21 protein-coding genes and 1 tRNA gene are annotated in these 23,690 nt (G+C 71.2%); 10 read left to right on the forward strand and 12 right to left on the reverse strand.

Annotated elements, in window-relative coordinates:
- Positions 1-16 precede the first annotated feature (16 nt).
- Both HCC61_RS26040 and pknB read left to right on the forward strand, forming a co-directional pair.
- Positions 17-1,483, forward strand: coding sequence for a penicillin-binding transpeptidase domain-containing protein (locus tag HCC61_RS26040; RefSeq protein WP_169139478.1), 1,467 nt, complete (start codon positions 17-19; stop codon positions 1,481-1,483).
- A gap of 223 nt (positions 1,484-1,706) precedes the next feature.
- Positions 1,707-3,707, forward strand: a complete 2,001-nt coding sequence (gene pknB / locus HCC61_RS26045) for a Stk1 family PASTA domain-containing Ser/Thr kinase (protein WP_169139480.1) — start codon at positions 1,707-1,709, stop codon at positions 3,705-3,707.
- A gap of 65 nt (positions 3,708-3,772) precedes the next feature.
- Here pknB and HCC61_RS26050 read toward each other — a convergent pair whose 3' ends face one another.
- The 5 genes from HCC61_RS26050 to HCC61_RS26070 form a co-directional block, all read right to left on the reverse strand.
- Positions 3,773-4,540 carry a class E sortase gene (locus HCC61_RS26050; protein WP_169139482.1) on the reverse strand — a complete coding sequence of 256 codons (768 nt, stop codon included), beginning with the start codon at positions 4,538-4,540 and terminating at the stop codon, positions 3,773-3,775.
- A 27-nt stretch (positions 4,541-4,567) separates the two neighbouring features.
- The gene (locus HCC61_RS30965; protein ID WP_240969296.1) at positions 4,568-6,841 is read right to left on the reverse strand and encodes a class E sortase; all 2,274 of its coding nucleotides are present in this window, start codon (positions 6,839-6,841) and stop codon (positions 4,568-4,570) included.
- 5 nt (positions 6,842-6,846) lie between these two features.
- Positions 6,847-7,515: an aminodeoxychorismate/anthranilate synthase component II gene (locus HCC61_RS26060; RefSeq protein WP_169139484.1), complete on the reverse strand. Its 669-nt coding sequence runs from the start codon at positions 7,513-7,515 to the stop codon at positions 6,847-6,849.
- On the reverse strand, positions 7,515-7,682 hold the full coding sequence (locus HCC61_RS26065; protein ID WP_169139486.1) for a hypothetical protein: 168 nt from the start codon (positions 7,680-7,682) through the stop codon (positions 7,515-7,517). The genes HCC61_RS26060 and HCC61_RS26065 overlap by 1 nt, the downstream gene beginning before the upstream one ends.
- A 121-nt stretch (positions 7,683-7,803) precedes the next feature.
- Complete coding sequence (locus HCC61_RS26070; protein WP_169139488.1) at positions 7,804-8,541, reverse strand: DUF881 domain-containing protein; 738 nt, start codon at positions 8,539-8,541, stop codon at positions 7,804-7,806.
- 127 nt (positions 8,542-8,668) lie between these two features.
- Here HCC61_RS26070 and crgA point away from each other — a divergent pair, with 127 nt between their 5' ends.
- Positions 8,669-8,929: a cell division protein CrgA gene (gene crgA, locus HCC61_RS26075; RefSeq protein WP_169139490.1), complete on the forward strand. Its 261-nt coding sequence runs from the start codon at positions 8,669-8,671 to the stop codon at positions 8,927-8,929.
- 352 nt (positions 8,930-9,281) lie between these two features.
- On the opposite strand, the gene HCC61_RS26080 is transcribed toward crgA, so the two are convergent.
- Entirely contained in the window at positions 9,282-10,163 is an 882-nt protein-coding gene (locus HCC61_RS26080; protein WP_346777389.1) for a rhomboid family intramembrane serine protease, read from the reverse strand.
- A 222-nt stretch (positions 10,164-10,385) separates the two neighbouring features.
- A complete protein-coding gene (locus tag HCC61_RS26085) occupies positions 10,386-10,913 on the reverse strand; it encodes a peptidylprolyl isomerase (protein ID WP_169139494.1) in 528 nt (175 codons plus the stop codon).
- A gap of 206 nt (positions 10,914-11,119) precedes the next feature.
- Between HCC61_RS26085 and HCC61_RS26090 the strand changes: the two genes are divergently transcribed.
- The 3 genes from HCC61_RS26090 to HCC61_RS26100 all read left to right on the forward strand — a co-directional run bounded on the left by HCC61_RS26090 (position 11,120) and on the right by HCC61_RS26100 (position 15,942).
- On the forward strand, positions 11,120-11,875 hold the full coding sequence (locus HCC61_RS26090; protein WP_169139496.1) for a DUF5324 family protein: 756 nt from the start codon (positions 11,120-11,122) through the stop codon (positions 11,873-11,875).
- Between the two features lie 445 nt (positions 11,876-12,320).
- Positions 12,321-14,504, forward strand: a complete 2,184-nt coding sequence (locus HCC61_RS26095) for an MMPL family transporter (RefSeq protein ID WP_169139498.1) — start codon at positions 12,321-12,323, stop codon at positions 14,502-14,504.
- A 76-nt stretch (positions 14,505-14,580) separates the two neighbouring features.
- Positions 14,581-15,942 (forward strand): deoxyribodipyrimidine photo-lyase, encoded by a 1,362-nt coding sequence (locus HCC61_RS26100; protein ID WP_169139500.1) that lies wholly within the window; start codon positions 14,581-14,583, stop codon positions 15,940-15,942.
- A 456-nt stretch (positions 15,943-16,398) separates the two neighbouring features.
- On the opposite strand, the gene HCC61_RS26105 is transcribed toward HCC61_RS26100, so the two are convergent.
- Positions 16,399-16,471: transfer RNA gene (locus HCC61_RS26105), tRNA-Ala, on the reverse strand.
- Positions 16,472-16,598: 127 nt separating this feature from the next.
- On the opposite strand from HCC61_RS26105, the gene HCC61_RS26110 reads away from it, so the two are divergent.
- Together HCC61_RS26110 and HCC61_RS26115 are read left to right on the forward strand one after the other, a co-directional pair.
- Positions 16,599-17,153 (forward strand): DNA-binding protein, encoded by a 555-nt coding sequence (locus HCC61_RS26110; protein WP_169139502.1) that lies wholly within the window; start codon positions 16,599-16,601, stop codon positions 17,151-17,153.
- Between the two features lie 157 nt (positions 17,154-17,310).
- Positions 17,311-18,594, forward strand: a complete 1,284-nt coding sequence (locus HCC61_RS26115) for a serine/threonine-protein kinase (RefSeq protein ID WP_169139504.1) — start codon at positions 17,311-17,313, stop codon at positions 18,592-18,594.
- Positions 18,595-18,703: 109 nt separating this feature from the next.
- Here HCC61_RS26115 and HCC61_RS26120 read toward each other — a convergent pair whose 3' ends face one another.
- From HCC61_RS26120 to HCC61_RS26135, 4 genes are all read right to left on the reverse strand, one after another.
- A complete protein-coding gene (locus HCC61_RS26120) occupies positions 18,704-20,257 on the reverse strand; it encodes a hypothetical protein (protein WP_169139506.1) in 1,554 nt (517 codons plus the stop codon).
- 41 nt (positions 20,258-20,298) lie between these two features.
- Positions 20,299-20,469 (reverse strand): hypothetical protein, encoded by a 171-nt coding sequence (locus tag HCC61_RS26125; protein ID WP_169139508.1) that lies wholly within the window; start codon positions 20,467-20,469, stop codon positions 20,299-20,301.
- A gap of 452 nt (positions 20,470-20,921) precedes the next feature.
- The gene (locus tag HCC61_RS30970; protein ID WP_003958712.1) at positions 20,922-21,056 is read right to left on the reverse strand and encodes a DLW-39 family protein; all 135 of its coding nucleotides are present in this window, start codon (positions 21,054-21,056) and stop codon (positions 20,922-20,924) included.
- Between the two features lie 161 nt (positions 21,057-21,217).
- The gene (locus HCC61_RS26135; protein WP_169139510.1) at positions 21,218-21,430 is read right to left on the reverse strand and encodes a hypothetical protein; all 213 of its coding nucleotides are present in this window, start codon (positions 21,428-21,430) and stop codon (positions 21,218-21,220) included.
- Between the two features lie 144 nt (positions 21,431-21,574).
- On the opposite strand from HCC61_RS26135, the gene hemC reads away from it, so the two are divergent.
- Together hemC and HCC61_RS26145 are read left to right on the forward strand one after the other, a co-directional pair.
- Positions 21,575-22,678: a hydroxymethylbilane synthase gene (hemC, locus tag HCC61_RS26140; RefSeq protein WP_346777390.1), complete on the forward strand. Its 1,104-nt coding sequence runs from the start codon at positions 21,575-21,577 to the stop codon at positions 22,676-22,678.
- Between the two features lie 119 nt (positions 22,679-22,797).
- Positions 22,798-23,526 (forward strand): class I SAM-dependent methyltransferase, encoded by a 729-nt coding sequence (locus HCC61_RS26145; RefSeq protein ID WP_169139512.1) that lies wholly within the window; start codon positions 22,798-22,800, stop codon positions 23,524-23,526.
- Positions 23,527-23,690 lie beyond the last annotated feature (164 nt).

Consider the following 23,690-nt stretch of genomic DNA (forward strand, 5'->3'; position numbering starts at 1 on the left):
TACGAGGTGATGCACAGTGAACAAGCCACTGCGCCGGATCGCGATCTTCTGCGGCCTGCTGGTGCTCGCCCTGCTGGTGCGCGACAACTGGATCCAGCTCGTACAGGCCGAGGAACTCAAGACCGATCCCAAGAACCGCCGCGTCGCCATCGCGCGCTACTCGCAGCCGCGGGGCAACATCATCGTCGACGGCAAGTCGATCACCGGCTCGACCGAGACCAAGAGCGGCGACTTCCGCTACAAGCGCACGTACAAGAACGGCCCGATGTGGTCGCCGGTCACCGGCTACGCCTCGCAGGCCTTCGGCGCCAACCAGCTCGAAGCCCTCAACGACGGCATCCTCACCGGCGACGACGACCGGCTCTTCTTCAACCGCACCATCGACATGCTCACGGGCAAGCCGCAGAAGGGCGGCAACGTCGTCACGACGCTCGACGCCAAGGCGCAGAAGGCCGCGTTCGAGGGGCTCGGCGACAAGAAGGGCGCGGTCGCGGCGATAAACCCGAAGACCGGCGCGATCCTCGCCCTCGCGAGCACCCCGTCGTACGACCCGTCCCACTTCGCGGGGAACGGCGGCGACGACACCAAGGCGTGGTCGAAGCTCCAGAAGAACAACAACGAAGACGAGCCGATGCTCAACAGGGCGCTGCGGCAGACCTATCCGCCGGGCTCCACCTTCAAGGTCGTCACCGCGGCGGCGGGCCTGGAGAGCGGGAAGTACGACCTGGACAAGGCGACCGACTCCCCGGACCCGTACAAGCTGCCGGACTCCCAGACCAAGCTCGGCAACGAGGGCCACATCCCCTGCGAGAACGCCACGGTGCGCAACGCGCTGCGCTTCTCCTGCAACACCGTCTTCGCGAAGATGAGCCACACCGTAGGCAACGGCGACATGATCAAGATGGCCGACAAGTTCGGCTTCAACAACAAGGAGCTGGACACCCCGGTCCGCGCCGCCGAGAGCGTCTACCCCGAGGACAACAAGCCGCAGAACGCCATGGCCGGCATCGGCCAGGCCAGCAACCGCGCCACCCCGCTCCAGATGGCCATGGTCGCCTCCTCGGTGGCCAACAACGGCTCCCTGATGAAGCCGTACATGGTCGACCAACTCGTCGCCCCGAACCTCAACGTCGTCGAGCAGCACAAGCCGACGGAGATGAGCCAGCCGCTCTCCTCCGAGAACGCACAGAAACTCCAGCAGGGCATGGAGACCGTGGTACAGAAGGGCACCGGTACCAGCGCGCAGATCCCGGGCGTGACCGTCGGCGGCAAGACGGGCACCGCCCAGCGTGGCGAGAACAACAGTGAGAACCCCTACGCGTGGTTCATCTCATACGCGAAGGACAAGAACGGTGAGGCCCCCGTGGCGGTGGCGGTCGTCATCGAGGGTTCCGACACCCTCCGCAGCGACATCGCGGGCGGCAAGCTCGCCGCACCCGTCGCCAAGGGCGTGATGAACGCCGTGCTCGAGGATCAGGGATGACGAATCCGACACCGGACGGCACCGAGAACCACCGGGCCCGTCACCGTCCCGCGGCGGCACCGCGGGACGTGACCGAAACTCCCCCGGGGGCACAGCAAATGGTGACGTCCGTCACCTCACTCACGACCGACCCGCACGTGTGGGCGGGTACCGTATCCCGAGCAGCACACCGCCGTGCCGTACGTCAGATACGGGCCCGGACGAACGGAGAGGGCTGGAGACTATGGAAGAGCCGCGTCGCCTCGGCGGCCGGTACGAGCTGGGCTCGGTGCTCGGCCGCGGCGGCATGGCCGAGGTGTACCTCGCCCATGACACGCGCCTGGGCAGGACCGTCGCGGTCAAGACGCTCCGCGTCGACCTGGCTCGTGACCCCTCGTTCCAGGCCCGCTTCCGCCGTGAGGCCCAGTCGGCCGCATCGCTGAACCACCCGGCGATCGTCGCTGTCTACGACACCGGCGAGGACTACGTGGACGGCGTCTCCATCCCGTACATCGTGATGGAGTACGTGGACGGGTCGACCCTCCGCGAGCTGCTGCACTCCGGACGCAAGCTGCTGCCCGAGCGCGCCATGGAGATGTGCGTGGGCATCCTCCAGGCGCTGGAGTACTCGCACCGCAGCGGCATCGTCCACCGCGACATCAAGCCCGCCAACGTCATGCTCACCCGCACCGGCCAGGTCAAGGTCATGGACTTCGGCATCGCGCGGGCCATGGGCGACTCCGGCATGACGATGACGCAGACCGCCGCCGTGATCGGCACCGCCCAGTACCTCTCCCCGGAGCAGGCGAAGGGCGAGCAGGTCGACTCCCGCTCGGACCTCTACTCCACGGGCTGCCTGGTCTACGAACTCCTCACCAACCGGCCGCCGTTCGTGGGGGACTCCCCAGTCGCGGTGGCCTATCAGCACGTACGCGAGGATCCGCAGCCGCCGACCGTCTTCGACCCCGAGATCTCGCCCGACATGGACGCGATCGTGATGAAGGCGCTGGTCAAGGACCCCGACTACCGGTACCAGTCGGCCGATGAGATGCGCGCCGACATAGAGGCCTGCCTCGACGGGCAGCCCGTCGCGGCCACCGCCGCCATGGGTGCCGTCGGATACGGCGGCTACCCCGACGACCAGCCCACCACGGCGCTGCGCGCCCAGGACTCGCAGACCTCGATGATGCCGCCCGTCCGCGACGACAACGGCGGCTACTACGACGACGGTCGGGGCGGCGGCCGGCGGCGGCAGAACCGCAGCAACCTCTCCACGATCCTGCTCGTGCTCGCCGCGATCTTCATCCTCGTCGGCGCGATCTTCATCGGCAGGACCCTCTTCAGCAACCCCGGGGACACGACGAACGTCCCGAACCTCTCCGGGGAGAGCTATGCCTCGGCCAAGGAGCTCGCCGCCAACGGCGGCTTCAAGGTCACCAAGGGCGGCAGCAAGTACTGCGCGCAGAAGAAGAACACGGTCTGCGACACCAACCCCAAGCAGGGCTCGAAGATCGACAGGGGCGACACGGTCACCCTGAACATGTCCAAGGGTCAGCGCCCCGTGGACGTCCCCGACGTGGAGGGGAAGTCCTTCCCCAACGCCAAGCAGGAGCTGGTGTCCGCCGGGTTCGAGGTACGGCGCAAGAACGTGGAGTCCGACGAGACGCCCGGCACCGTGCTGACGCAGAACCCGTCCGGCGGCGGGAAGGCGCCGAAGAAGTCGACCGTGGTGCTGACCGTCGCGCAGGAGCAGACGACGGCCGTGCCCAACGTGGTCGGCCAGCAATTCGACGCGGCGCAGAAGCTGTTGGAGGACCGCGGCTTCGAGGTGGCCCGCAAGGAGCAGGACGCTCCGGACAAGGCCGCGGGCGAGGTTCTCGCGCAGGACCCGGCCGCCAACGAGAAGGCCAAGGCCGGCTCCCAGGTCACGCTGACCGTGGCCAAGGCGCCCGACGACCAGCCGGCCACCGTCCCGGACGTCACGAACCAGCTGGTGGCGGACGCCCGCGGGACGCTGGAGGACGCGGGCTTCCAGGTGCAGGTGCAGGGAGCACCCGACGAGAACGACGCGACCGTCCTCACCACGAACCCGCCGGCCAACACCCAGGGCAAGAAGGGCGACACCGTCACCATCTTCGCCCAGCCCGGGAAGCCGGGGGACGACGGCGGTGACGACGGCGACGACGGCATCTTCGGCGGCCCCGACGGGCTGGCTCCCAGCAAGGGCGCCAGGAACAAGCACTAGTCAGGTACCGCGCTGACCCCGGCGCCGGCCCGAAGCCGGTGTCGGCGCCGGGGTCAGCGCAGTGGTCAGCGCAGTTCCTTCGGCGGGGTGCGGTCCGCGTCGACGTCCACCGTGCGCTCCAGCTCGCCCCACACCACGTACCGGTACTTGGACGTGAAGACGGGCGTGCACGTGGTGAGCGTGATGTAGCGCCCGTCGGTCCTCTTGCCCGAGCCCTTGGGCACCGGCTTCAGCACGTCGACGTTGTACTTGGACGTACGCGGCAGGATCGAGAAGACCTTGTAGACGAACCACGTGTTCTTCGTCTCGAAGACGATCGGGTCGCCCTTCTCGATCTTGTCGATCCGGTGGAACTTCGCGCCGTGCCCGTCCCGGTGGGCCGCCAGCGCGAAGTTGCCCGACTGGTCCTGCGGCATCGCCGACTTGACCGGCTTCGTGTAGTAGCCGGCCGCGCCCTTGTTGAGCTCCTTCGCGTCGGTGCCCTTCATCACGAGCACGTCGCCGCTCGACATCGACGGCACGTGCAGGAAGCCGATGCCGTCCTTGGTGTCGAGAGCGCCCGGAGTGCGGTCGCGGAGCCAGCTCTCCCGCACCTTGTCGCCGGCGCGCTCGGAGTCGCGGTCGGCGAGCACGTTCGTCCACCACAGCGAGTAGACGACGAAGAGCGCGAGCACCACGCCCGCGGTGATGAGGAGTTCGCCGACGCAGCCGACGAGCGCCGAGAGCCTGCGACGGCGCGCGGCCCTGCGCCCGCGCTCGGACGCGGGATGAGGCTGCGAGTAGGACGACGAAGTGCCGGGCCCCCCGCCCCTGTCGTGTTTGGTCTGTGACACCGCTGACCCGCCCGTTCTTGCTGTCCCCTATTCGACGAGAGCGTCCGGTTTCCCCTCGCTGCGCGGACGCTCCTCGACCATTTTGCCCCAGACGATGAGCCGGTACTTCGAAGTGAACTCGGGCGTGCACGTGGTCAACGTGACGTAACGGCCCGGCTTTTCGAATCCGGAGCCCTCCGGAACAGGCTCGATCACCCGGGTGTTCGACGGAGAGGTGGACGGCAGCCGGGCCGCCATCTTGTACGTGTAGAACTTGGTCGCGGTCTCCACGACGATGTCGTCGCCCGCGACGAGCCGGTTGATGTAACGGAACGGCTCGCCATGGGTGTTGCGGTGAGCGGCCAGGGCGAAGTTGCCCTTCTTGTCCCACGGCATGGCCGTCCTGAACGGCTGCTGGTTGTAGTGCCCGACGAGGCCCTTGTCGAGCACCTGCGGCTTGGAGACCCCCTGTGCGATGGGGGCCCTGACGTCCAGTTTCGGAAGATAGAGGATCGCGAAGCCCTCACCCGGCGCGAAGTCGTCCGCCCTGCGCTCCGGATCCAGCCCGGCCTTCCCCTTGCCGCCGCCCTTCCACTGGTCCTGGAGGGACTGCGCGGCGCCGCCGGCCTCCTGCCCGGCGAGCACGTTCGTCCACCACAGCTGGTAGGCGACGAAGAGCAGCATCAGCACACCCGCCGATATGAACACCTCGCCCAGGAAACGGCTCGCGATGATCGCCGGGCCCTCACGGCGGGCACGCTCGGCGCGCCTGGCCTCCAGGCGGGTGCCGGCGGTACGCGGCGGCGGCTGCTGCACGGCGGCGCCCCTGCCGCGGCGCTGGGCCGCGCGGCGGCGCGCGGCGCGGCCCTCGAACTCCGGCGAGCCCGGGCGCACGAGACCGACCGTGCTGGTGTTGGTCTTGTCGTCGTCGTCCTCGATTCCCTGTGCGGGGCGGTCAGTTGACGAAGGGGACGGGGCGGAGACGGAAGCGGACGCGGAGGCCGGAGCCGTGCCCGCGGTGTCGCGGCCGGTGGCGGAGGGCGCGCCGGGCGCGCTCGGCGCGCTGCCGGATCCGTCGGCGACGGGCATCGGCGCGGTCTCGGAGACGCCTCCGCCACGGCGGTAACGACCCGCGGCCTCGTCGGGGGCCTGCGGGGACGGGGCCCGCGGGGCCTGGGACTGCGCGGCCTGAGACCGGTGGGCCTGAGACCGGTGGGCCTGAGGCTGGTGGGTCTGAGAATGGGGGGCCGGGGGCTGGTGAGTCTGAGACTGCGGGCCGGAAGCCGGAGCCGCCGCGGGGGCCCCACGGCCGGGCTGCGGACGCTGCCCGGCGACGGGCGGCCCCGCGACCGTGCCCGACGCGGCCTGCCACTGCTGCCGAGCCTGTGACTGCCCACCGCCGTAAGGGACTTGACGGGCGCCGCCGTACTCCTGCCGCGGGGAAGCGGGCGGAACCCGGCCCGAGGCCGCAGCCCCGCCCGGCCCGCTCTGCTCATCCGTCCCCGGGTCACGGCGCGGGCGGAACCAGGGCGAGAGACCGTCCTCGTCCTGCTGCCCCGGCTGTGCCTGCTGCCCCTGCCCTTCGTACGCCCCGGGCCCGCGCCCCTGGGCGGAGGGATCCTGGGTCCGTTGCTCCTGCCCGCCGTAGACCTGTCCGTTGTAGGACTGCCCGGAGTACGACGGCCCCTGGCCGCTCTGACGATCCTGGCCGGAATATCCCTGGGCCTCGTAACCCGGGCTCTCGTACCCCTGGGCCTCGTAACCCCGCGTCTCGTAGCCCCGCGACCCGTACGTCCGGCCCTGGCCCTGGCTCTCGAATCCCCGGCCCCCATAGCCGGAGCCCTCGTAACCGGGGTCCTCGTAACTCTGGCCTTCGTAACCGGAGCCCTCGTAGCTCTGGCCCTCGTAACCCCGGCCCTGATGACGCTGTCCGCCGTAGCCCTGCCCGCCGTACCCCTGAGCCTCGTAGCCCTGGCCGTCGTACCCGCGTCCTTCGTATCCCTGCCCCTGCTGTCCCGGCCCGCCGTGATCCTGCCCGCCGCCGTGGACCTGCCCGTCGCGGCTCCCGCTCTCCGGCCGCCGCAGCACGCCCGCTCCCTGCCGCCCGGTCCCCTGTCCGGGGAGCGGGTCGCTCAGCGGATCGCCGAGCGCGTCGACCGCGCGCTGGAAGTCCTCGTCCTGCCCGTATTGCCACTGCCCGGCCCGGCGGCCCCGCGGACTGTACGGATCGTCCTCGTCCCGCTCGCCGTAGCCATCGCCGTACGCGTTCCCGTAAGGATCGCCATAAGGCCGCCCGTAGGCGTCCTCCCCCTCGGGAGGCATCCCCGTCACCTGCCCCCCGCGGCCGGGCCCCCGGCGGCGGCAGCGACCGCCCGCACCCCGGACAGCCCGGCGGCGCGCTCGACGGCACCCGCGTCGCCGCACTCGGCGAGCCAGTTGGCGAGCATCAGATGACCCCACTCCGTCAGCACGGACTCGGGGTGGAACTGCACGCCCTCGACGGGCAGTTCACGGTGGCGCAGCCCCATCACCAGACCGTTGGCCGTACGGGCGGTCACCGCGAGCGCTTCGGGCACGTCGTCCCCGGCGACGCCCAGCGAGTGGTACCGCGTGGCCGTGAACGGGGAGGGCAGCCCCGCGAAGACGCCCGCACCCTCGTGCGAGACCTGCGAGGTCTTGCCGTGCAGCAGCTCGGGCGCCCGTCCCACCAGCCCGCCGTACGCGACGGCCATCGACTGCATCCCGAGGCAGACGCCGAACACCGGCACACCGCCCGCCGCACAGTGCCGCACCATCTCGACGCACACACCGGCCTGTTCGGGCGTGCCGGGCCCGGGCGAGAGCAGCACGCCGTCGAACCCCTCGTCGGCGTGGCGCAGTTCGGTCTCGTCGTTCCGCACGACCTCGCACTCGGCGCCCAACTGGTACAGGTACTGGACGAGGTTGAAGACGAAGCTGTCGTAGTTGTCGACGACGAGGATGCGGGCGGTGCCCATCAGCGGCCACCGCCGTCGACCGTCACGTCGTTGAACGGCAGCAGGGGCTCCGCCCAGGGGAAGACATACTGAAAGAGCAGAAAAACGACCCCGAGCGCCAGCACGAGCGAGCACAGCGCCCGCACCCATGTGTTGCCAGGCAGATGCCGCCAGATCCAGCCGTACATCCCTGCGTGCCGTCCCTTCGATTCCGTCGGTCTTCGCCTTTCGGGCGCGACCACCAGAGTACGGGCCTGCGCGGGGGCGAAGTGGCCCAGTCGGGCAAGTGGGTACGGACCCGGCCCCGCGTCACCCGACCGGCTTGGCGTAGTGGAGGTCGACGGTGCCCGAATAGCCGGGCAGGGTCACGGACTTGCTCTCCTCGACCTTCCAGCCGAGGTCGTAGGCGTCAACGTACTGAAGGTAGTTCTGGATCGCCGGCGAGCTGTCCAGGGCCTTCTTCAGCGCACCCCGGTCGCCGACGGCCGTCACCTTGTACGGCGGGGAGTAGACGCGGCCCTGGAGGATGAGGGTGTTGCCCACGCAGCGCACCGCGCTCGTCGAGATCAGCCGCTGGTCCATGATCTTGATGCCCTCGGCGCCGCCCTTCCACAGGGCGTTGACGACCGCTTGCAGATCCTGCTGGTGGATGACGAGGTCGTTGGCCTGCGGCTCGGGGACTCCGGGGATCTGCGCGGTGGCGTCGGGCGGTGCGTCGTCGAGGGTGACGGAAAGGCCCGCTCCGGAGACCTTCTTGGTGCCGGCGTCCTTCTCCAGGCCCGTCAGCTTCCGGTTCTCCTCGCTGCTGCTTCCGCTGTCGCGCCGTGCGAAGCGGTCGACCTGGCTGCGTACGGCCGCGGCGGAGGAGTCGAGTTCGGCGTTCTTGCGGCTGCGCTCCTGGATGAGATCGGACAGCCGCAGCATCGAGGAGTCGGTACGCAGATCGGTACCATGTGCGGTGTTGAAACTGATCCAGAAGATGAGACCGGCGAGGGCGAAGACCCCAAGAGTGGCCAGCCGTGCGGGACGGATTCGGAATCCGGTCACTACCCTCGTCTCCCTCCACCGCGGGGAAGCACTACGCTAACGGACCACCACAGCGTCACATCCCCCTCGGTCCCCGTTCCGAGGGGCCCCATCGCGGTAAGGGAAGCCGTCGACAGGAGAGACTCTCGTGCCGAAGTCACGGATCCGCAAAAAGGAAGACTTCACTCCGCCTCCGGAGAAGAAGGCGACCGAGATCAGCCTCGGTGGTTCGGGCGGCAGGTGGGTCGCGCCGCTGATGCTGGCGATGTTCCTCATCGGTCTGGCGTGGATCGTGCTGTTCTACGTGACCCAGAGCAAGCTGCCCGTCGAGGCGTTGGGCAGCTGGAACATCGTGGTCGGCTTCGGCTTCATCGCGGCGGGCTTCGTCGTCTCCACACAGTGGAAGTAGCGCCCGTACGGTCCCGGGCGGCGCTCCTCCGAGCCGCCGCCGAAAAGGCGTGACCGGGGGCGGGCGTGACCGCGCGACGAGTTATCCACAGCCTGATCCACAGGGCTGGATAACTTTCACAAGATCTGTGGATAACCCTGCGTGAGTTGACGCCCGTCCTATCGGTCATCTCTACGGGCCGGTCGCCGCCACCCCCTCTGTCCAGGGAAAACGGACCTGTGAGCGAGTCTGGACAGCCGTTCCGTACGCGATGCACAAGATCCGGAACCCGCTGTGGACAACAGGGCGAATTCCCCGGTCAGAGCGTCGGGGCGGCTCGGGTCGAGGGCCCGGTGCCGGTGGTCGCCGGCCCTCAGGCCGTGAGCTGAAGCGTCCGCACGACGCACGCGCCCACGATCAGCAGCATCATCGCCGCGCACGCTCCGTACTGCACCAGCCGCCGGTGCTTCCGCGGCGCGTGCACCATCGCGTACGCGATCAGCGCGCCCACGACCAGGCCGCCGATGTGCGCCTGCCAGGAGATGTTCCGCCAGGTGAAGGTGAAGACGAGATTGATGGCGAGCAGGATCAGGATCGGCCGCATGTCGTACTTCAGGCGGCGCATCAGCACGGCCGTCGCACCGAAGAGCCCGAAGATCGCCCCGGAGGCGCCGAGCGAGGCCTGCCCGGGGGCGGAGACGAAAAAGGTCAGGGCGCTGCCGCCGAGGCCGGACAGCAGATAGAGCGCGGTGAAGCGCAGCCGTCCGAGCGCGGCCTCCAGGGGCGGACCGAGGAACCAGAGGCCCAGCATGTTCATCGCGATGTGCCAGATCTCCTGGTGCAGGAACATCGAGGACAGCAGCCGGTACCACTGGCCCTGCGCGACCCCTTGGACCGGTCCGTACGGCTCGGTGACGGCCTGCCCGAAGAGCAGCAGATCGTTGACGAGGCGGTCGCCGGCGATCAGCACGGCGACGAAGACGGCGGCGTTGACGCCCAGAAGGATCTTGGTGACGAGGCGCCGGTCGGCGGCGATCACACCGCCCGCTATCGTGCGCGGCGCGCTGGCCGCGGCGGAGTGCCCCGTGCCGGATCCGGTCCTCACGCACTCGGGGCACTGGAAACCGACGGACGCCGGGACCATACATTCGGGACATATCGGGCGTTCGCAGCGGACACAGCTGATGCCGGTCTCCCGATCCGGGTGCCGGTAGCAGTACGTCACCCGGGGCTCCGTGCGGTGCTGGTCCTCCACGGCCCTTCCCTCCCCCTCGCTGCGGTCTCTGCTGCGGTCTCTGCTGCGCGCCCGCTTCGGCGTCTGTGGTCTTGCTGTGGCGCCCGCTCGCGCGTCTGCTCCTGCGTCTGCATCTGCGGGGCCGTGGGGCGCGGAACCGTTCCGCCCCTGACCTCTCCTACGGTCGGGCGGGGCGGAACGGTTCCCGCACGCACCGCTCAGGGTGCGACGGCGACGTGCTCGTCAGCGGCGCTCGATCGTGACCGCTTCCAGGACGACGTCCTGTACGGGACGGTCGGTGCGCGGGTTCGTCTGGACTCCGGCGATGGCGTCCACGACCTTCTGCGAGGCGGCGTCCGTCACCTCGCCGAAGATGGTGTGCTTGCCGGTCAGCCACGCGGTGGCGCCGACGGTGACGAAGAACTGCGAACCGTTCGTGCCCGGCCCGGCGTTCGCCATGGCGAGCAGATACGGCTTGGTGAAGGCGAGGTCCGGGTGGATCTCGTCACCGAACTCGTATCCGGGACCGCCCGTGCCGTTGCCCAGCGGGTCACCGCCCTGGATCATGAAACCGCTGATGATGCGGTGGAAGACGGTGCCGTCGTAGAGGCGCTCGCTCGTCTTCTTGCCGGTCTCAGGGTGAGTCCATTCACGCGAGCCCTCTGCGAGCTCGACGAAGTTCTTGACCGTCTTCGGCGCGTGGTTCGGGAAGAGCTGTACCTCGATGTCGCCGTGATTGGTCTTCAGGGTGGCGTAGAGCTGCTCGGCCACGATCTACCTTCCATCTGTCTGCGTTGACCCGCCCGATCCTCCCACGGACCGGGCCGGCCCGGAGTACCCGCCAGTGACCCGGATGCCCCCACGCAACGCGCTTGAGTGGACGCAGCCAGGCATGATCTTCGAAACGGGTGGAAAACGACACTGTGTCCGGGGGAGGACCGACCAGCCCGTGACACGCCACCGAGGAGGAGGTACCCGTGACCCGCAGGGACACCGTGCGCGCCGCGACCGGGAACACCAGGGAAAGCGTGCGGCACGCAGCGGAAGTCATGGCGCCCTACGCAGAGAGTGCCAGGGACACCGCAGTGCAGTACGCGCACGAGGCGGGAGCGCGGCTGGGGCCGAAGGTCTCGTACGCCGCGCGTCAGGCCCGTACCTCGGCGCGTGACGGGTACGACCAGCTCGTCGTGCCCCGTATCGCCAAGGCCCGCAAGAGCCTGCCGCCCGAGCTCGACAAGGCGGCGACCAAGGCCGCCAAGCGCACCCGCAAGGCCGCTCGCAAGGCGAGCGACTACGCCGCACCGCGCATCGAGAACGCCGTAGCCGAAGCCCGCAGCGCCTCGGGGCCGGTGCGGGACGAGGCCGCTTCGCGTGGCGCTGCGGCGTTCGCCGCCCTTCGCGGACAGGTCTCGGCGAAGGAGATCGAGAAGCTCGTGCGCAAGCGCGACAAGCGTGCGCGCAGGGGACGGCTGGCCAGGCGGCTCGGTCTGCTGGGCCTGCTGGCGGGCGGCGCGTACGCCGCCTGGCGCTGGTGGGACAAGCAGGCCAACCCCGACTGGCTCGTCGAGCCCCCGGAGGCCACGGAGGTCGGCGACCGGGCTCCGCTGTCGTCGGTCGGCGGCGCCGCCGCGGCCGAACGGCGCGCGGGCGACGGGCAGCTCGACCCCGAGGTCGAGGCCAAGGCGAAGGAGGAGAGGGAGGCCGAGGCGAAGGCGAAGAGGCGCGGACGTTAGCCGGCACGCGCCGCAGAGCGGGCGGGGCGGGCGGACGTTTCGGCCGGACGCTTTCAACCGGACGCTTTCGGCCGGCCGCAGTCATGGGTCCGGCGGGCATCAGGGATGTCCGCCGGGCCCGTTTGTGTCCGTATGCCCATGGACGTCGACTCCCGTGTACGTATGCGTCTCCGCGGCCGCGTGTGCGCGCCCGTGGGCCGTACGCCCTTCATGTCCTTGCTTCCGGCTGCCCAGGGCGACTCGGGTACGACCGTTTACGCAGGTCCGCTCGCACGCGGGGTCTGCGGCAGGCCGTCCGTGGTGGGTCGGCGTCGGCGGTCCGAACTCGGCTTCGTAGGCTCGAAGTTGGTCCGTACCGCGGCCGTCCGCCGTCGCGCAGCCCCCGGACCTCCATGCCCGCCGCAAGCCGCCCGCCGTCCCGGTCCCCGCCCACGAGGAACAACAGATGCCGTCCGCACAGCGCCTCACCCGCTGGATCACCCCGGTCGTCCTGCTCGTCGTCTGGCTGATCCTCGGCGGTCTGCTGGGCCCGTACGCCGGGAAGCTCAGCGACGTCGCCACCAACGACCAGTCGTCCTTCCTGCCGCGCGGCGCCGAGTCCACGCGGGCCATGAACGCCCAGAAGTCCTTCCAGGACAACGACACACTGCCCGCCGTCGTCATCTGGACCGTCCGCGAGGGCACGATCGACCGGCAGCAGCGCGAGGCCGCGGCCCGCTCGCTCGCCTCGCTCGCCGGTGACCACGGAATCGTCGGCAGGCCCTCGCCGGTGCTCCCCAGCAAGGACGGCCGCGCCCTCCAGGGCTCCGTGCAGCTCCGCGGCGATCTCGGGCACGCGCTGCCGGACGTGCTCGACGACGTACGCGACACCGCCGGCCGTGTGCAGGGGACGGAGACGCACATCACGGGACCGGCGGCGACACAGGCGGATCTGTCCGACGCGTTCGCCGGGATCGACGGGATCCTCCTCGTCGTCGCGCTCGTCGTCGTCCTGCTGATCCTCCTGCTGGTGTACCGGAGCGTCCTGCTGCCGGTGATCATCATCCTCGGCGCCGTCTTCGCCCTGGCCCTGGCGTGCGCGGTGGTCTACGAGCTGGCGAAGGAGGACGTCGTAAGAGTCGACGGGCAGGTGCAGGGCATCCTGTCGATCCTCGTCATCGGCGCCGCCACGGACTACGCGCTGCTGCTCTCCGCCCGTTTCCGCGAGGAACTCGCCGCGCACGGCGAGCGGTTCGCCGCGATGCGCGCGACGCTGCGACGCTCGGCCGGCGCGATCACGGCGAGCGCCGCCACCGTCGCGCTCGGCGTGCTCGCGATGCTGCTGAGCGACCTGACGAACAACCGGGCGCTGGGACCCGTCGGGGCCATCGGCATCGCATGCGCCGTCGTCAGCACCCTGACGTTCCTGCCGGCGACCCTCGTACTCGTCGGACGTGCCGCGTACTGGCCCGCCCGTCCCGAGCCGCCGGCCGCCGCGACCGCGCAGAACGGCGCGGAGGACGGCGCGCAGAACGGAGCGAAGGACACCGCTGACGCCGGTGCGACGGGCGGCGACGGGAGCGGCGGCGGCGAGCCGACGGCCGCGCCCATAAACGGCCTGTGGCGCCGCATCGCCGCCCGCGTCGACCGCACTCCGCGCCGGATCTGGGCGAGCACGCTGGTGGCGCTGATCGCCTGCGCCGCGTTCTCACCGCAGCTGAACTCACACGGGGTGCCGGTCGACGAGATGTTCGTCAAGGACGCCCCGTCCGTCACCGGGCAGCAAGCGCTCAGCGACCACTTCCCGGGCGGCTCGGGCAATCCGGCCGTGATCGTCGCCGACGCGGCCGCGGCACGGGACGTGACCAGGGCGGCCGCCCGCACGGAGGGCGTCGCGACGGCGGCACCCGTCACCGAGTCGGGGCGCCCGGGGCCCGGCAAGCCCCTCGTGTCCGGTGGACGCGTCCTCATCAACGCCACGCTCGACGGCGGGGCTTCGAGCGACGAGGCCAAGCGGACGGTGGAGCGGCTGCGCACGTCGGTGCACGGGATCTCGGGAGCCCACGCGCTGGTGGGCGGCTACACCGCGCAGCAGCGCGACATCCAGACGACCGCCGAGCACGACCGGGCCCTCATCGTGCCCGTAGTGCTGCTGATCATCCTCGTGATCCTCGCGGCGCTGCTGCGCGCCCTGTTCGTACCGGTGCTGCTCGTGGCGACCGTGGCGCTCAACTTCCTCGCCACGCTGGGCGTCTCCGCGCTGGTCTTCCAGCATCTGCTCGGCTTCACGGCCACGGACGCGTCGGTGCCGCTCTACGCGTTCGTCTTCCTCGTGGCCCTGGGCGTGGACTACAACATCTTCCTGCTCACGCGCGTACGCGAGGAGGCGCTCGTGCACGGCACCCGCGCCGGGATCCGCAGGGGCCTGACCACCACGGGCGGCGTGATCACCTCGGCGGGCGTCGTGCTCGCGGCGACCTTCGCGGCGCTGGTGGTGATCCCGCTCTCCTTCCTCGTGCAGATCGCGTTCATCGTCGCGTTCGGGGTGCTGCTGGACACGCTCGTCGTGCGCTCGCTGCTGGTGCCCGCCCTCGCGCGCGACATCGGTCCTGCCGTGTGGTGGCCGGGCGCGCTGCGCCGCCGCGGCTGAGGGCGCCGTACGTGGTGAGCTGACGGCGGAGAGCCGCCGACGCGGCAAGTGCCGAGCCGCAGGAAGGACCAGCCCGATGAGCGCTTCCGTCGCCCTGTTCACCGCGAATCTGCGGGTCCACGACAATCCGGTGCTGCGCGCCGCGCTCGACGGCCCGGACGAGGTCGTGCCGCTCTTCGTGATGGATACGGGCGTGAGCGCGGCGGGCTTCGACGTACCGAACCGGCGCGCGTTCCTCGCGGACTGCCTCGCCGATCTCGACCGCGGGCTGCGCGAGCGCGGCGGGCGCCTGGTGCTGCGCGGCGGCGACGTCGTAGCAGAGGCCCGCAGGGCGGCGGCCGAGTGCGGCGCGCGGCAGGTACACGTGGCGGGCGGCGTCAGCGGCTACGCACAGCGCCGCGAGGAGCGGCTGCGGCGCGGGCTGGAGTCGGACGGCAGGGAGCTGTGCGTTCACGACGCCGTCGTCACGGCGCTGCCGCCGGGCGAGGTGACTCCGCAGGGCCGGGACCACTTCGCCGTCTTCACCCCGTACTTCCGGCGCTGGGCCGCCGAGCGGCTGCGCCCGTCACTGGAGGCGCCGCGTTCGGTACGGGTCCCGGAGGGCGTCGCCTCGGAGGCGTTGCCGCAACGGTCACGGGTGAAGGGCGTCTCGCCGGGAGCGCCGGCGGGAGGCGAGAGCGAGGGCCGCGCCCGCTTCGACTCATGGCGCAGGTCGTCGCTGAAGGCGTATGCGGAACGCGCCGACGACCTGTCGGGCGATGCCACGTCCCGGCTGTCGCCGCATCTGCACTTCGGCACGCTCTCGGCCGTGGAGCTCGTGCACCGGGCCCGGAAGGCCGGGGGCGAGGGCGCCGAAGCCTTCGTACGGCAGCTGGCCTGGCGCGACTTCCACCACCAGGTGCTGGCGGCCAGACCCCGCGCCTCGTGGGAGGACTACCGTGCGCGCGGCGACAGTTGGCGGCACGACGAGAGGGAGATCAGGGCCTGGCGGGACGGACGCACCGGCTATCCCCTCGTCGACGCGGCGATGCGGCAACTGCTGTACGAGGGCTGGATGCACAACCGGGCACGGCTGCTGACGGCGAGCTTCCTCACCAAGACGCTGTACACGGACTGGCGGGTCGGCGCACGCCACTTCCTCGATCTGCTGGTGGACGGGGACGTGGCGAACAACCAGCTCAACTGGCAGTGGGTCGCGGGCACCGGCAACGACACCCGGCCCAACCGGGTGCTCAACCCGCTGACGCAGGCGAGGCGTTTCGACCGGGACGGCGAGTACGTGCGGCGCTGGCTCCCCGAACTCGCGGGCGTCGAGGGCCCCGCCGTACACCGGCCGTGGACTCTGCCCGAACGGGAACGGGCGCGGCTCGACTACCCGCCGCCCCTCGTGGACCTCTCGGAGGGCGCGGACCGCTTCCTCCGGTCGCGGGGAGGGTGACCGGTCGCGGCGTGACCGTCGGCACACGGCGGGGTGGCACTTCGCGCGGGTGAAGAACCGGGCGGCCGGAAGGCGCCGGTCCGCCACGGGCGGCACCGCTCGCCCGCACCCCGGCAGGCGGCTCAACACCCTTGCGGCGACGGCCTGTCCGGCGGCCCGGGTCCCATACGAGGAACACGGTTGCGGAGACCGGGGACCGACGGCGGCCCGGACGCCCTGGGACGCGGCCCGGCCCACCGGGAGACGGACGGACGCCCTGCCGCACGACGGTGGGGAACAAGGCCCCGCAGACGAAAAGCCGACCGCCACCACAACGGGACGCCGGGGGCGCGAGGGGCGAAGCCCCCCGCCAGGGGCCGCCGCGGGGCGAAGCACCCGCACCGCGAGGAGCCTCGCAAAGACGACGAGGGCGAACCGGATCCGCGCCTCCGCGGACTCGGTTCGCCCTCGCACTCGTGGAGCCTAGGGGAGTCGAACCCCTGACATCTGCCATGCAAAGACAGCGCTCTACCAACTGAGCTAAGGCCCCGCTGCGCACAAGAGTACCGGCTCCACGGAGCGAATTCCGACCGGGTATCGCCCGCTGTCGGCGACCCTCCGTAGGATGCACGCAAGTTCGCGTCAGCGAAGTGCCAGGGGAGTCCAGGGGAGACGTGATGGACGCAGCACAGCAGGAATCCACCGCCAAGGCGCGTGAGCTGCAAAGTCAGTGGTACGGCGAGCCGCTGGGGACCCTCTTCCGCCGGCTCATCGACGACCTCGGACTGAATCAGGCGCGGCTGGCGACCGTGCTGGGCCTCTCCGCGCCCATGCTGTCGCAGCTGATGAGCGGGCAGCGCGCGAAGATCGGCAATCCCGCGGTCGTACAGCGGGTTCAGGCTCTCCAGGAGCTCGCCGCGGATGTCGCCAGGGGGGAGGTCAGCGCGGCCGACGCGACGCAGCGCATGGACGAGGTGCGGCGCAGCGCGGGCGGCAGCGTGCTCAACAGCCAGGCGCAGGGGGCCACTTCGGGCACCGCGTCGCAGACCCCGGTGAAGCGGGTCGTACGCGAGATCCAGGCGCTGCTGCGTTCCGTCTCCGACGCGGCCGACATCCTGGACGCGTCGTCCGCACTCGCCTCCACTCACCCGGAACTGGCAGAGTTCCTCCGGGTGTACGGGGCGGGGCGTACCGCGGACGCCGTGAAGCACTACGAGTCGCATCAGAGCTGAGCCGCGGAAGCGGAGCAGGGCCGTTCGGTCCGTACGGACCGGACCCGGACCGGACCCGGAACGTAACCGGGCACCGCAGCACACGCGACACACTCGCCCACGCAAGGGCACGGGCACGGGCACGCGTACTGGCACACGCACAGGGGGACACAGCGGCATGGGTGAGGTCTTCGCCGGGCGGTACGAACTGGCCGATCCGATCGGCCGCGGCGGGGTCGGCGCCGTCTGGCGCGCCTGGGACCGGCGCCGCGGGCGTTACGTCGCCGCGAAGGTGCTTCAGCAGAGCGACGCCCACTCACTGCTGCGCTTCGTACGCGAACAGGCCCTGCGCATCGACCATCCGCACGTGCTGGCACCGGCCAGCTGGGCAGCCGACGACGACAAGGTCCTGTTCACCATGGACCTCGTCAGAGGGGGTTCGCTGTCCCATCTCATCGGCGACTACGGGCAGTTGCCGCCCGGCTTCGTATGCACCCTGCTGGACCAGCTGCTGTCCGGGCTGACCGCCGTGCACGCGGAGGACGTGGTGCACCGCGACATCAAGCCCGCCAACATCCTGCTGGAGCCCACCGGCAGGGGACGCCCTCATCTGCGGCTCTCGGACTTCGGCATCTCCATGCGCAAGGGCGAGCCGCGGCTCACTGAGACCGACTTCGTGGTCGGCACGCCTGGTTACTTCGCGCCCGAGCAACTGATGGGCGCCGAGCCGGACTTCCCCGCCGACCTGTACGCCGTGGGCCTCGTCGCGCTCTATCTGCTGACCGGGCGGAGGCCCGACTCGCTGGAGATGGTGGCGCGTTACGAGCAGGGCGTACCGGCCGCGCCCGAGCGGGTCCCGGAGCCGCTGTGGCAGGTGCTGGGCCAGCTGCTCCAGCCGGACCCGCAGCTGCGCTTCCGTACGGCCACGGGCGCGCGCAAGGCACTGGCCGGTGCAGCGGAGATGCTCGCCCCGGACGCCACCGCCGAGCAGGACGTCGTCGAGGTCTTCGACCAACTCGGGCCGCTGCCCGAGGGGTTCGGGCCGGACGGTCCGGTGGGCCCGGCGACTCCCGGTTCTCCGGCGCGGGTTGCGGCAGCGGCGGAGCCGTCGCCCACGGGAAGCTTCCATCTCGCCCCGCCGCAGGGCGCGTTCGGCGCTCCCGAGCAGCCGGGCACGCCACCGGCCCCGACCGCGGCCCCCGTACCGCCATCGGCCTCCGTACCGGCACCGGCCTCCGCACCCACGGCGTCGGCGCACCCGCATGCCGCCTACGGTCCCGTGCCCTCGCCGGGCGCCCCGCACGGACAGCCCGCCGGTGCGCCGGCCGCCACCCCGACGCTCCCCTCGGCGACCGCGGCGGCAGCGCGCAGGCCGGGACCGCCCCCGAAGGTCGCGGTCCCGGTCCTTCTCGTGGCGCTGGTCTGCCTGGCCGTCGGGATATGGGCCCTGGCCGTCTCCTGAGCGGTCCGTACTCCCGCCGTACCCCGCCGTGCCCCCGCCACCGGGCCGCGCCTGGAGCGTGTCCGCTGTGCCATTACGGGTTCCTGGTGCCCTTACGTTCCCGGTGCCCTTACGGCTCCTGTCCCGGTCCCTGCACTGGTCCCGCTCCCTGCCCGTGCCCCTGTGGCTGAGCGGAAGCCGGCGCTCCCGGCTGCGGCCGTAGCGGCACCGTCCCCGGCCGGTCGCCCTGTCCGGGCAGACCACCGGGCGCGCCCGTCCCCCCGAGGAGACCACCCGTGGCACCGGCACCGCCGCCGAAGACCCCGCCCTCGGAACCCGGGCCCGGGCCCGCACCCGCCCGGCGCCGGGCCACCAGCGTCCACGCCGCCAGCACCAGGATCAGCAGCACACCCGCGCCGATGCCCGCGTAAGCGACGATCCTGAGGGTGTCGCTGCGCTCCGCCTCGGCCGCGCTCTGGCCCTTCTCCGCCTGTTCCCGGTCGTCCTCGCCGACGCCGAATCCGGCCGCTTGCGCGTCGCCCGCGTAGTCGGGCCCCTTCTCGGCCTTGCCGATGACGTCGATGCGCAGGGTCAGCGGCGCCGTCGACTTGAAGTACTTGGCCAGCTGCGGAGAGACGCGCACCGCCAGATAGTGCCAGCCCGCCACGCACGGCTCGCTGCCCGAGTAGGCGAAGCGGCTGGCGAAGTCCACCGGCGGCGTATAGACGCCGGCCTGCGCCGACTTGTCCGGTGAGTAGGACACGAAGGAGGGATTGTCGAACTGCCCCCTCGCCGGGTTGTACGCCGTGACCCCGAAGCCGTCGTAGATCGTCGGCGGGTATTCGCCCGGCGAACTCGCGCTCCCCAGCTCGACCGCGGCGTTCAGGCGCTGCCCCCAGTCGACCGGCACCCGGTAGAAGCGCGTCTCGCCGGGCCGGATGCGGTCCTTCCAGACGCCCTTCGCGAGGGCGCCCGCGTCGCTGAAGCCGTTGCCGCCATGCGCCTTCCTGCTCTCGCCCGCGGTGACGGGGGCGGGCGTCTCCTCCGCGGAACCCGGGCTCTCCTCGGGTGCGGGCGGCGCGGCACCGGGGCCGCCCTTCAGCCCGGGCTCCGACATGTAGCGGATCTCCAGCGGCCAGCGCGCCGGATCGGAGTTCGCGGGGCTCTCGCGTTCGACGGAGAAGAGATACGAACCGGCCTTCTGGCATTCGTCGTCGGCGCCGATGATGCGGGTCGCGTAGTCCGCGATCGGATGGGCCTCGTTATCGGCGGCGAACTGCGGCTCGGCCGAACCGTCGCAGGTGCTGCCGTCGACGCTCTCCAGCTGGATCTTCAGGCCCTCGCCCACGCCCTTGACCCGCGCACCGGGCTTCGGGGCGGCGACCGCGGAGATGAACGCGCTGGACTTCGCATCCAAGTCCACGCGGTAGTACCGCTTGTCACCGCGGCCGATGGTGTCGGTGTACGAGCCGGGCCGGATCTCGGGGGCATCCCCGCTCCCGGCCGTGCCCTTGATCTGCTCGGCGTCCGCGTCGGTTTCATACGCCGGTACGTCACGGCCGCCGTCCGCGGGGGCCGCCACCGCCTGACCGGTCATGGCGGCCAGCAGGCACAGCGCCGCCGCAGCCGCGGACAGCGGAGCGGCCGTCCGTGCGGCCACTCGTGCGGCGGCCGGTTTCGCCATCGGCTCCGTACTCCGGTTCCGGTTCCGCCCTCTGCCCCGTGTCACCACGCGCTCCCCCTCATCGCGTCCCTCTCGACCCCGCTCGGGGCCGCGCCCTCGTGCTGCCCGGAGTTTCCGGTGTTCGCGCCGCAACTGCCCGCGTACGGACCGGCTCCGGCCAACTCCGCACGCGGAGCGGCCAGTTCGCCGACCGACGAGCCCTGCTCCAGCACCGCCGTCCTCCGGCACCGCCCTGCTGCGGCACCGCTCCGGCACCGCCCTGCCCCGGCACCGCTGTCCCGGCAGCATCCGCGGTGCGCGCCGAATCCCTCCCGTGCCCCCTGTCCCCCGCCCGCTGTCCGCACCCAACGGCGCGAGCTTCACCGTTGCCGTCTGCAACGACTGCCGACGCGCCCTCCGCCGGAGCGGCGGGCACGGCCGCGGCCCGTACGAACAGCGCCCCACAGCCGACAGAACCCCTCCGCGGACCGAGAACAGGGCACGTGTCGCGGAGACACTATTGCTTTGCTCAAGCACACGGCAAGGCGCGGCCTATCACAGTACGGCAACGCCCTCCGGGGCCGCCCCGAGACCCGCGCCGCCGCCCCTCCCCGGACACGAAGAGGCCCCGCCCGCCGGGGAATTCACCTGGCGGCCGGGGCCTCACTGAGCGAACGTCGTGGTTTCACACACCCGAACCTGCGGGCACGGAGTCGGTCGCCTCCGTCCACAGATCCTGCTCGGCGCGGTCCGCCTGGATCTGGCGGTACACGAGGAGCCCGCCGATGGCGGCCAGTGCGACCAGGAGAAGCTTCTTCACCGCGCTACCTCGTCCTTCTGAGAGACGTTGGGACCATCTTGGCGCCCGATGATACCCAACCGGCCGCCGCGATCGCGGAGTCCGCCCCGACGAGCGACGATCAACGCGGTGCCACGGCGCGACAGGCACGCCCGCGCCCCGCCCGTCCCGGACCGCGGTCGTCATTCCCACACGTCGGCTTTGCCGCCGCGCCATTCGATCAGCACCGGATCGTCCAGACGCACCTGATCCGGATCGAGTCCCGCACGGCGAAGTATCCCGACGAGATCCTCGATTCCACGGGCGAATCCGATCTCGTCCCCATCGACTCTGTCAGCGGTTATCCGGCGCCCGCCCGTAGGCGCGGGCGGATGCACGACGATCGAGGCAGCCATACGCAAAAGAGTGCGACGGTTCCGGCCACCGCGCATCTCGAACCGGGCACCGAACGTGGCGGACGGGACACACAGCGCCACAACGCCCAATGAACGCCGGTCCGCCCTACGTTGAGATCCACACCGCGAGAGGATCTCCAGCCCGTGACCGACACCCCCGACGCACCCGACACCTCCGAGGCCATCGGCTTCCGCGGCTTCCGCGGCTTCCCCGGACGTCCGCTCCTCATCGGCACCCGCGGCTCGCCCATGGCCCTCGTACAGGCGGAGCACGTCGCCGCACTGCTGCGCCGGCACGCCCCGGGGCTCTTCACACGGACCGTACCGATCACGACCTCCGGCGACACCTGGCCCGGCTCCCTCGCACAGGCCGGCGGAAAGGGCCTGTTCGTCAAGGCCGTCGACCACCGGCTCCAGCACGGCGAGGTCGATGTGGCCGTGCACTGCCTCAAGGACGTGCCCGGCGACCAGCCGCTTCCCGAGGGCCTGGTACTCGCGGCGACTCCGCCACGCGCCGACGTGCACGACGTGCTCCTCGTACCCGAGGGCTCCCCGGCCGCGTCCCTCGCGGACCTGCCGCATGCCGCCTCCGTCGCCACCAGCTCCGTACGCCGCAGGGCCCAACTCCTCGCCCGGCGGCCCGACTTGCGCATACTGGAGGTGCGCGGCGCGGTCGCCACCCGCCTGGAGAAGCTCGACGGCCTGCGCGCCGGCCTCGAAGCGGACGCCATGGTGCTCGCGAGAGCGGGACTCCTGCGCCTCGGACTCACGCGGCGCATCCGGTACGAGTTCCCGCCGGACGAAGTGCTCCCGGCCGTCGGCGCGGGCGTGCTGGCACTGCACTGCCGGCGCGACGACGAGACGGTCCTCGCACTGCTCCGCCGACTCGACCACCCCCGTACGCACGCCGAGGCGACCGCGGAACGGTCGATGCTCCAAGGCCTGCGCGGCCACTGCAACTCACCCGTCGCCGGCCACTGCACCACGGAGGAGGACGGCCGACTCACCCTGCACGGCATGGTGTTCAGCCTCGACGGCACCCGTACCGCGCACGCCCGCCTGCACGCCACGGCCGCCGGCGCCGGCGCGGAGCTGGGCGCCCGCGTGTGCGCCGAACTGCTGCGCCGCGGCGCCCGCGCCATCATCGACGAGGCCGTACCCCCGGCCGCCGGCAACCGGCAGGAGGACGGCGACGGGCAGGAACCCGGGGATCACGGCACCCGTGGCACCCGTGGGACCCGTGGGTGAACTCCCGTACGCTCCCGATTCCCGAACTCCCGCGAGGGCCGGGCCACTAGGCTCGTAGGACGTGCGCGCCCGCTGCCGGCCGCACGAACGACGGAAACGACTGAAAAGGCGGACCCACCATGACCGAGGACCCTGCCGGCCGGCCTCCGGACATATACAACGTCGACTTCGACGCCATCTACCAGGGCGAACCTCTGGTGGAAGGCGTGAAGACCGACCGGCCGCCATGGGACATCGAGCAGGCCCAGCCGGCCGTGAAGGAACTCGAGGGCGCCGGGCGGCTGTTCGGCGAGGTCCTCGACATCGGCTGCGGCCTGGGCGACAACGCGATCTTCCTCGCCGCGCAGGGCCACCGCGTGACGGCCCTGGACGGCTCGCCCACCGCGATCCGCAAGGCCGAGGAGCGGGCCAGGGCGCAGGGTGCCGAGGTGGACTTCGCCGTGGCGGACGCCACCGAACTCGCGGGCTACGAGGGCCGTTTCGACTCCGTGCTCGACAGCGCCCTGTACCACTGCCTCGACGACGAGCAGCGGCTTCGCTACACGGCGGCCCTGCACCGGGTCGCCAAGCCCGACGCCCTGCTCAACATCCTGTGCTTCTGCGACGACAGCCCGACGCCCATCCCCGACGCCATGACGGTCCCGGAGGACAACATCCGCTCGACCCTGGCCGCCACGGGCTGGGACATCACGGATCTGCGCCGGACCATCTACGCGGGAGCGGCCAACGTGGGCGAGCTGGCGGCCAACGTGGGCAAGCCGGCGGGCGACGAAGGCGGCGAAGCGGTGCTCGACGAGAACGGCCACGTCAGCATCCCCATGTGGGTCGTGCAGGCCCGACGCGGCTGACCCGGCGCACCGGTCACGAAGAGGACCACCCGCCGAAGCCGGTGGGTGGTCCTCCTGGTCGTCGGGCACGAAGTCGAGATGCAGCCGGCTCTTGCTCGTCTTGCCGTCGTCGACCCGGACGAAGTCCAGCCCCGGCGTGCGGTCCGGCCAAAGAGCACCGCCGG

Origin of the sequence: Streptomyces sp. HNM0575, assembly GCF_012726265.1 — a bacterium.
Taxonomy (GTDB): domain Bacteria; phylum Actinomycetota; class Actinomycetes; order Streptomycetales; family Streptomycetaceae; genus Streptomyces.

What these genes read in the sequence shown, in the direction of transcription:
- pknB (WP_169139480.1), top strand. Translation starts at nt 1,707, where the DNA reads ATGGAAGAGCCGCGTCGCCTCGGCGGCCGGTACGAGCTGGGCTCGGTG.
- HCC61_RS30965 (WP_240969296.1), bottom strand. Translation starts at nt 6,841, where the DNA reads ATGCCTCCCGAGGGGGAGGACGCCTACGGGCGGCCTTATGGCGATCCT.
- HCC61_RS26060 (WP_169139484.1), bottom strand. Translation starts at nt 7,515, where the DNA reads ATGGGCACCGCCCGCATCCTCGTCGTCGACAACTACGACAGCTTCGTC.
- HCC61_RS26065 (WP_169139486.1), bottom strand. Translation starts at nt 7,682, where the DNA reads ATGTACGGCTGGATCTGGCGGCATCTGCCTGGCAACACATGGGTGCGG.
- HCC61_RS26095 (WP_169139498.1), top strand. Translation starts at nt 12,321, where the DNA reads ATGCCGTCCGCACAGCGCCTCACCCGCTGGATCACCCCGGTCGTCCTG.
- HCC61_RS26100 (WP_169139500.1), top strand. Translation starts at nt 14,581, where the DNA reads ATGAGCGCTTCCGTCGCCCTGTTCACCGCGAATCTGCGGGTCCACGAC.
- HCC61_RS26110 (WP_169139502.1), top strand. Translation starts at nt 16,599, where the DNA reads ATGGACGCAGCACAGCAGGAATCCACCGCCAAGGCGCGTGAGCTGCAA.
- HCC61_RS26115 (WP_169139504.1), top strand. Translation starts at nt 17,311, where the DNA reads ATGGGTGAGGTCTTCGCCGGGCGGTACGAACTGGCCGATCCGATCGGC.
- HCC61_RS26120 (WP_169139506.1), bottom strand. Translation starts at nt 20,257, where the DNA reads ATGGCGAAACCGGCCGCCGCACGAGTGGCCGCACGGACGGCCGCTCCG.
- HCC61_RS26135 (WP_169139510.1), bottom strand. Translation starts at nt 21,430, where the DNA reads ATGGCTGCCTCGATCGTCGTGCATCCGCCCGCGCCTACGGGCGGGCGC.
- HCC61_RS26145 (WP_169139512.1), top strand. Translation starts at nt 22,798, where the DNA reads ATGACCGAGGACCCTGCCGGCCGGCCTCCGGACATATACAACGTCGAC.